Source organism: Mycoplasmopsis primatum ATCC 25948 (assembly GCF_000702785.1).
GTDB classification, from domain to species: domain Bacteria; phylum Bacillota_I; class Bacilli_A; order Mycoplasmatales; family Metamycoplasmataceae; genus Mycoplasmopsis; species Mycoplasmopsis primatum.
In genome coordinates this window covers 1-7,543 of sequence record NZ_JNJV01000034.1, presented here as the reverse complement: position 1 = coordinate 7,543, position 7,543 = coordinate 1, and the positions used below count along the sequence as shown (strand labels likewise).

Annotated in this window: 7 protein-coding genes and 1 pseudogene; all 8 read left to right on the top strand. The window is 28.5% G+C overall.

Annotated features, from left to right (window positions below):
- Positions 1 to 227: leucine-rich repeat protein (locus tag T386_RS0103640; protein WP_029513779.1), on the top strand; the 227-nt coding region annotated here is incomplete at its 5' end.
- A gap of 35 nt (positions 228 to 262) precedes the next feature.
- The gene (locus T386_RS0103635) at positions 263 to 976 is read left to right on the top strand and encodes a hypothetical protein (protein WP_029513778.1); all 714 of its coding nucleotides are present in this window, start codon (positions 263 to 265) and stop codon (positions 974 to 976) included.
- 31 nt (positions 977 to 1,007) lie between these two features.
- A complete protein-coding gene (locus T386_RS0103630) occupies positions 1,008 to 1,364 on the top strand; it encodes an Mbov_0395 family pilin-like conjugal transfer protein (protein WP_235732240.1) in 357 nt (118 codons plus the stop codon).
- A gap of 31 nt (positions 1,365 to 1,395) precedes the next feature.
- Positions 1,396 to 3,030, top strand: a complete 1,635-nt coding sequence (locus T386_RS0103625; protein ID WP_029513776.1) for an Mbov_0396 family ICE element transmembrane protein — start codon at positions 1,396 to 1,398, stop codon at positions 3,028 to 3,030.
- A 28-nt stretch (positions 3,031 to 3,058) separates the two neighbouring features.
- Positions 3,059 to 5,929, top strand: a complete 2,871-nt coding sequence (locus T386_RS0103620) for an Mbov_0397 family ICE element conjugal transfer ATPase (RefSeq protein WP_029513775.1) — start codon at positions 3,059 to 3,061, stop codon at positions 5,927 to 5,929.
- A gap of 17 nt (positions 5,930 to 5,946) precedes the next feature.
- The gene (locus T386_RS04350; protein WP_051622802.1) at positions 5,947 to 6,525 is read left to right on the top strand and encodes an Mbov_0398 family ICE element protein; all 579 of its coding nucleotides are present in this window, start codon (positions 5,947 to 5,949) and stop codon (positions 6,523 to 6,525) included.
- Positions 6,512 to 7,330, top strand: a complete 819-nt coding sequence (locus T386_RS0103610) for a hypothetical protein (protein WP_156935946.1) — start codon at positions 6,512 to 6,514, stop codon at positions 7,328 to 7,330. The genes T386_RS04350 and T386_RS0103610 overlap by 14 nt, the downstream gene beginning before the upstream one ends.
- 7 nt (positions 7,331 to 7,337) lie before the next feature.
- A pseudogene (locus T386_RS04345) lies at positions 7,338 to 7,543 on the top strand (hypothetical protein); the annotation flags it as partial.

Genomic DNA, 7,543 nt, shown 5'->3' with positions numbered 1-7,543 from the left:
ATGCTTTTTATGGTTGTAAAAATTTAGAAAGCATTAAACTCCCTGATAGTCTTAAAGAAATTGGTGAATATGCTTTTTATGGTTGTAAAAATTTAAAAGAAGTTTCAATACCAGCAGATACAAAAATAATTAAAGATTATGATATTTTTGGATGTCAGATTTTAGAAACTAATGAAATGAATTTAACTAAAAAGAAAATGAAAAAGACTTCAAAAATGAAGATGTAAAAAGTTATGTATTTAAAGAATAAAAGGAGTAAGTTATGGGGAAATTTTATTTTTCACAGAGATATAACTATGATAGATTAAAAAATGAAAATTTAATTAAAGCATATGTTATTCCAACTAATAAACTAAAAAAAGTTGATACTGATTTATTAGAACAAGAAGAGTTTAGTGTTTTTTATTTTTTAAATAAAAACATTCAAAATTATGTTGATGCTAAAAAAATTAGTGGTGAAAGTCTAAGAGAACAATGAAATAATGATTTTTTAGATGATGAAGTTTTTAATAAAGGAAATAAAAAAGTATTTGTCGAACCATTATTAGAAGAAGTTATTTATGGTGATTTGCCTGAGAAAGAGACAATTGTTAAATTTAATAATGAGTTTGGCGAATATGATGATTATTTAATTCAACCAGATGTTGAAAATATCACCTTTATTTGAGACGCAGTTGAAAGTGATATTTTAAAGGAACTATCACTGAATAAAGATGATATTTTAAGTATAAAAAATAACTTTATTAATGATTTAAATAATGAAACATTAACTAAATTGGAAGAGTTTAATTGCTTAAACATATCAAAAGAGATTACGAAATTTAATGGTTGATTAGGAATTGAAACAAAAGATATAAATAAAAAATTAAAAGAAATTAATATTCCTGATGGCGTAAAAATAGGTGATGATGCTTTTGCTGATTGTGATAGTTTAAAAATTCAAAAACAAAAAAGTAAGAAAAGTTTAAAGATGTAAAAAGTTATGTATTTAAATAGAAGGAGAGAAAATGAAAAATTTAAAAGATTTACCGCTTTTTAGATTGATGGCTGAAGGTGGAAGTAGTGGTGAAACAGAAGTTAAAGGTGGTTTTACAGAACTTACTAAAACAGTTCAAACTTATATTAATATTGTGCTTGGTTCAGTGGCTGGTATTTTAGCGCTTGCGGTTGTTATTATTTTAGCGATTGCTTTCTTTAAAGCGGGGAAGGCTGAAAGTGAAGAAGAAAGACGGGCACAATTACAAAAAGTTAAGTGAATGGGAATTTTCTTAATTGCGGTTATTGTGTTAATAGCAGTTTCAAATGTTATTACATCAATTATTCAAACGACATTAGCAGCCCATCCACCTACACCTGCTAATTAAAAATATGGTAGATAGATAAAAAGGAGGGGCGATGATTGAAAATGCAATAAATTCGATTTGCTATGCTGTTTTTGCTTTGTTTTATTATGGCTTTGTTTGATTTCCCTTACTTTTAATAAAATATGTTGTTAAAATTTATCAATTGTTAGCAATTGATTTACCACAATATTTATATTTTGGAATAAGAAATGCAGGTGATTTTAAAAGTATAAATTTACCTGATATGTTTATACGGTTAGCAATTATTTCAATGATTATATTCGTTTTATTATTTCTTATTTCGGGTATTAAAATGGGTTTTCAAAAACAAAATGAAGAAAGTCCGGTTAAGATAGCACTACGGAATAGTTTAACAGGAACGGCTTGAATTGTGGCACTTCCTTTAATTTTGTATGCTCTTAATTTAATTGTAAGTATGATGTTTAATTTAATATTTTCATCTGCTGGAATGAGTGTTGAAAAAACGCTCTTTATGGCTTGATACTCGCCAGAAAGGTTCCCAAACTTTACAAGGGCTGAGTATGAAGCTGTAGCAGATAATAATTTCATAATAGATAAACAAACATATTTAAGAATGTTTCTTAATTTTGGTGACGGGTCACTATTTGTGATTATTGGTGTTGCTTCGTCAATTGGAACGCTTGTTCCATTAGTTTTAGGTCTTATGGTCTTAATTCAAAAAATATTTGAGCAATTCTTTTTATTCATTATTGCACCATTTGTGGGGGCAAGTAGTGTTAATGATAACGGGGCGAGAATGAAAAAATGGCAGGAGATGTATGTGACGAAGTCCATCGTCATTTTTGGGTTCTTGCTTTCAATACAAGTTCTCACTTTGTTCTTAACGAGTGCTTTGAATTGAGCAATGGGTATAGACGGTCATTTCTTGCTTAGATTGGCATTATCTATTATTGTTGTGATAGGTGGTGCGATGGCTGCTACTTCTATGAATAGTTTAATTGTTTCGTTTGTGGGAGAAGGTGCTTCTATTAAAGAAACGTTGTCTAATGGGGTGTCGAATGTAAAAGCGATTGCTTCACTTGGTGCTGGTGTTTTTGCGGCTGGTGCAGTTGCTAAAAAGATGTTAAAAGCAGGTTCGAAAATGACTGGTGCTACAAAATTAGCAGGCAAAATGAAAGATAAGTTTAAGAAAACTAATTTGGGTCAAAAATTAGGTGCTAAAAAGAACTTGAAAGATTTATATAAGAGTGGCAAAATTTCAAAAGAGGAATATCAAAGTGGTCTTTCTGGTGTTAATGAAATGTTTAGTAAGAATGCAGAAAATATAACTGCTTCAAAAGCAGAATGGAATACATTTAATGAAGACACTGCTAAAAAAATTAAAAGTGGTGAGTCATCACTTGATATGAGCGATCTAAGCGCAAGTGATAATTCATTAATTAAGAAAGAAAATGCTCTTGGTAAAGAAATAGCAAGCATTGAACGTATGGGTATTAATAAAGATAATAAAGCATACTATAACAAGATTAAGAAAAAACATAGTGACCTTACTAAATACATTGATGATAAAGTAAAGAATAAAGTAGGACGTCAAGTATTAGATAAAGATAAGAAGGAAATGCTTCATCAGTTTAATGCTAAAAGAGATTCAAAAACAAAAGAAAATATAGCCTTTGTAAATGATCTTTTTGATAAAAAGAAATAAAGAAATGAAAAAGAAGGAGAAATAAAAAATGTTGCAGCCAAAAAATATTAAAAAACAAAAGGGGAAGGTTTTTAAAGACTTCACTTATTTTGATTTTGGAATTATTATGATTAATATTTTGCTGGCGTTCTCAATTGGGAACTTGTTGATCCCGTCGATTGCTGGTAAAATAGGGAATTTTATTATTTCGCTTATTACTTTTGGTTTCTTGTCGACGGTGTTAATAAAAAGTAGTAAATATAATTGTAGGTTATATGTTCTATTTTTTAGAATGATTAAGTTCCTTTTTAGAATTAAGAAGTATAAGAAGGATAGTGCTGCGAATAATACGAAGTTATTAATTCCTTATAGTGAATTAATAGATGATAAGATAATTAAAACTAAAAGATTAAAAGCGGGTTTTAAGTATTTTAGTGTGATTAAATTTTTAGGGAAGAGTCCTTGGGGTGAAAATAATGATGATAAGGACGCTTTTATTAAAAGATGAAATGATGTATTAGATGGTGTCGAAGTGCATTTATCGATTGTAAGATTAAAAGAGTTAATGGACTATACTTCTAATTTTAATAGTGTAAAAACTCATATGGAAAGAAAGATGGCGAGACTTGATGAAACTGACGCTGATTTAGAAGTTAGAGATAACTATTTAAATTATTATGAAAGTAGAATTAAGGACTTTGATTTATTAGATAATCATTTGTTGATTGACACTTACTATGTCGTTCTTTATGCTAAAAATACTAATAATCTTAATAAGAATATTTATATGTTCCTTGATAGTATGCGCAATTTGGGGCTTGATGCTGATATAGTGGAAGGTCGGCAATTAATAGAATTTTTAGGGGCTTTAAATGATAAAGTATTAGATGCTGATGAAGTTGATACTTTCATAAAAAATAGTTATGATAATACTTTAAGACGCCATAATAATGACGATGATATAGTGGAGAAAAATGATTTAATTTTAACAATTAAAAACTTTTTTAAGGGTTTATTTGAAAAAATTAAAAAATGAAAATTTAAAAAGTCGGCTCCTGTTCCTGCAGCTGTTGAAGGTGAAAAAGATAAGGGAGAAGTAAAAGAGCCTGAAAAAGAAAAAGTGCTTAAACTTGATGATTTATTGGCTAATGATGAAATTGTTTTTAAAGCGAAATATTTTATTAAAGATGGAATGTATTATTCAATACAAACTATTAGTGATTTACCACTTAATTTAGTGGAGAATTGAACTTATAGTTTCTTTAATAATGATAGTAGAGTGGTATGGCAATTAAGTCCTTGAACGGAAGACTTTCAAGCGTTGTTATTAGATAAAACGGCTAAAAAGATTACTGATAATGCGGGGATGACAAAAAGTCAATATGGTAAAAAGTCGTCTAACTTACAGTTAGAAGCATTAGAGTATTTAGAAAATCAATTGCAAGTTAATGGGAATTTATTGTTTAGTAGTTCACTATTAGTGATTAATAAAGCGGAGAGTTTAAAGGAACTTAAAAAGATTGAAAATAAAATTGCTTATGAATGTAAAAGAGATAAGTTGGTGTTGAACCCCTTACCTTTTAAACAATTTGAAGCGTATTCGCAAATTTGTTTAATTACAACTAATAACTTAAATGAAGACGTTCAAATGTCGAGCGAAAATATAGCATATGGTTGAAACTTTGATAATGAAACTAATAATGATGGGAATACTTTCTTATTAGGTGAAACTGCAGCGACAACTGAACCGATTATTTTCAATCAATTTAAGAAGTCTCAAAAAAGAACTAATTTTAATATGTTCACCGTTGGTTCGTCTGGTAAAGGGAAGTCGACGGACGTGAAAAAAGCGATTGTCGGTCATTTAGCAGAAAATAATAAGGTGTATGTTATTGACGTGCAAAATGAATATGGGGACGTTGGGCGTGCTTTTGGGGCTTCGACTATTGACCTTGGCGCTGGTTATAAAACGGTTATAAACCCGCTTGAAATTCAAATTTTGTTAAATGATGAAAATGACGATTATTCGGTTAATTTAGTTATTAATAAGCATATTGAATGATTGGAACAATTCTTTAAATTGGTGAACCCTGAGTTTTCAACGGAACATTTAATCTTTATAATGCGTTGTGTGATTGATTTATATAGAGACTTGGGCTTTTATAAACTTAAAAATGCGGACGATTTAAAGAAAAAGAAGTTTCCAATTATGAGCGATTTAATAAAGAAAATTAAGAAGTATAAATTTGTTGATGATTTTGAAAGAGCCAGAAAAGAAAATATGGTTGCGATGGTGGCGGAGACGTTGGAGTATTTGTTTGAGCATAATGGTAAGTATGAAGCCCTTTATAATGGCGAAACTAACATTAACTTAGATAATGATTTCATTATCTTTAATACTCAAAAATTAGCAAACGATGATAGCAATTCGTCAAAAGTTGGTTTATATATTTTGCTTTCATTTATTCAAAATAAAGTCTTTAATAACTATCTATTAGATAAAAATTCTAATACGGTAATTGTGATTGATGAGTTGCATATTTATATTGATCCTTCTAATATGACGACGCTTAATTTTGTGTATTTAATGACTAAGACGGTTAGAAAATTTAATGCGGGAATGATACTTTGTACGCAGAACCCAAGCGACTTTTTGGGGAGTTTAAATGTCACTTCAAAAGCGCAAGCAATACTTCAAAATTGCCAGTATGCGAAGTTTTTCGGGCTTAAAAGTAAAGACCTTGAAGCCGTCGTTGAAATGTTTAAATATGCTGGTGGTTTAAATAAGAGTCAAACGTCTTATTTACTTGATAGCAATCGCGGGAATTTAATTTTTAGTTTGCATTTGTATTCAAAAATTAAAGGAAGCATTTACTATAATGACTTTGAAAAAGAAAATTATTTTGTTTATAAGGAATAGATTAAAAGGTGGTGATTATGAGTGATAAGATAAATAATAAATTTTTATTTAGATTGTATGATGCTAATACTCTTTTGAGATTTAAAAGGTTTCAAAATGAAGTATTAAGAAATGGCGAAAGTTTGTCGGCTGTATTAGAAAGAATAATTGTTGATTTTTTAGATGAAAGAGATAAAAAGAAAGTTTTTAAGTCGTTGAAAACTGATATGGAATATTCTTTTCATAAAGCGTTTTTCTCACGTTTAACTCCGTTTAGTATGTATATTATCGACCATATACTAAATGTGAGAGCGGAGAATAGTTTAATTAATAAGAAACTTGATATTTTGCTAAATGCTTTATTCTCTAATTCTAAAATAACTAAAAAAGATTTAGAGAACCCTTCGAGTGATTTATTGGCAGAAGGACCATATTTTAAGAATTTACGGGAATTGTTGCAGTTAGAAAATGCAGAAAATTTAGGGAAGAAAAATAAGTGAGTTGAAAAAGTTAAAAAAAGAGAAAAGATTTTTAATAGTTATAACTATGAGAATGAAACGGACTTTGATGAGATGTATGATTTAGAAAATGGAGGTGTTGATGATGAAAAAGAGTAGAAAGTTGCTTTTAAGTTTTGGTGTTGGTGCTTCTGCTATAAGTGTGCCACTTCTTTTTGTGTCTGCTTCGACGGATCCTGTTTTTGAGCCGTTTGATGAAGATATTGTTAAAACTAAATATAGCAATTATAAAGAAAGTTATACGTTTGAAAAAAATGTTAATGCTGAAAGAATTTTTCACGATTTTAATTTAAATTTAGATACTAATTATTACGGTCATTTTCTTTTATATTGACAAGATATATTTAGTTCAAATTCTAAGACTTTAAGGTTAGGAGTTTCATTACAAGTTTTAGAAAAAATAGTTGCTGATGGCTATTTTCTTTTTAATAATGGGCAAAAACTTTTTTTGAGTCAAGAACAAAAAAATAAATGAAATGATTATGTTAAAAATATAAAAAATAGAAAAATTAAAGATCCAAAATTTTATATTCAATTTAATTGAGATTATAGTAAGACGGTTGAAAAGTCTAAATGATTTGAATGAAAAGATGACCCACATTCCCCTAATTATGATTTTAGTAAGTTTAATTGAAGCACCTTTTATAAATATTGATATGAGAAAGGGTATGTTCTTAATGATTTTCATTTTAGAGATTTTCAAATTGATGTTGGTTCTTTTAAAAGTAAGTGAACGTGATCACAATCACAAGTTGATGAATATTTTTGAAATTTTGATAAACCAACAGATAAAAAGTTTTTTGATATTCATTCCAAAAGTAAAATGCACCTAGAGAAAAATCTAGATGCATTTTTGCTGCCTTTTTATATAAAATTTAAGTATCCAAAACAGAAAGGCGAATAAATTATATATGAATGTGTATAAGATATCTAAAATTGATTTTTGTATAGGATTTAAGAAACTCAACCTAAAAAGAAACAAGTATATTACTGATCATGTGCATTATGCTATTTTGGAAAGAGACTGAGAAAGCATTCTTGAAAAATGTAATATTTCTACAAATGCAAATAATATTTCTGCTAGAAAATTCAAAAGAATTTTGATTAAATTTTGTAA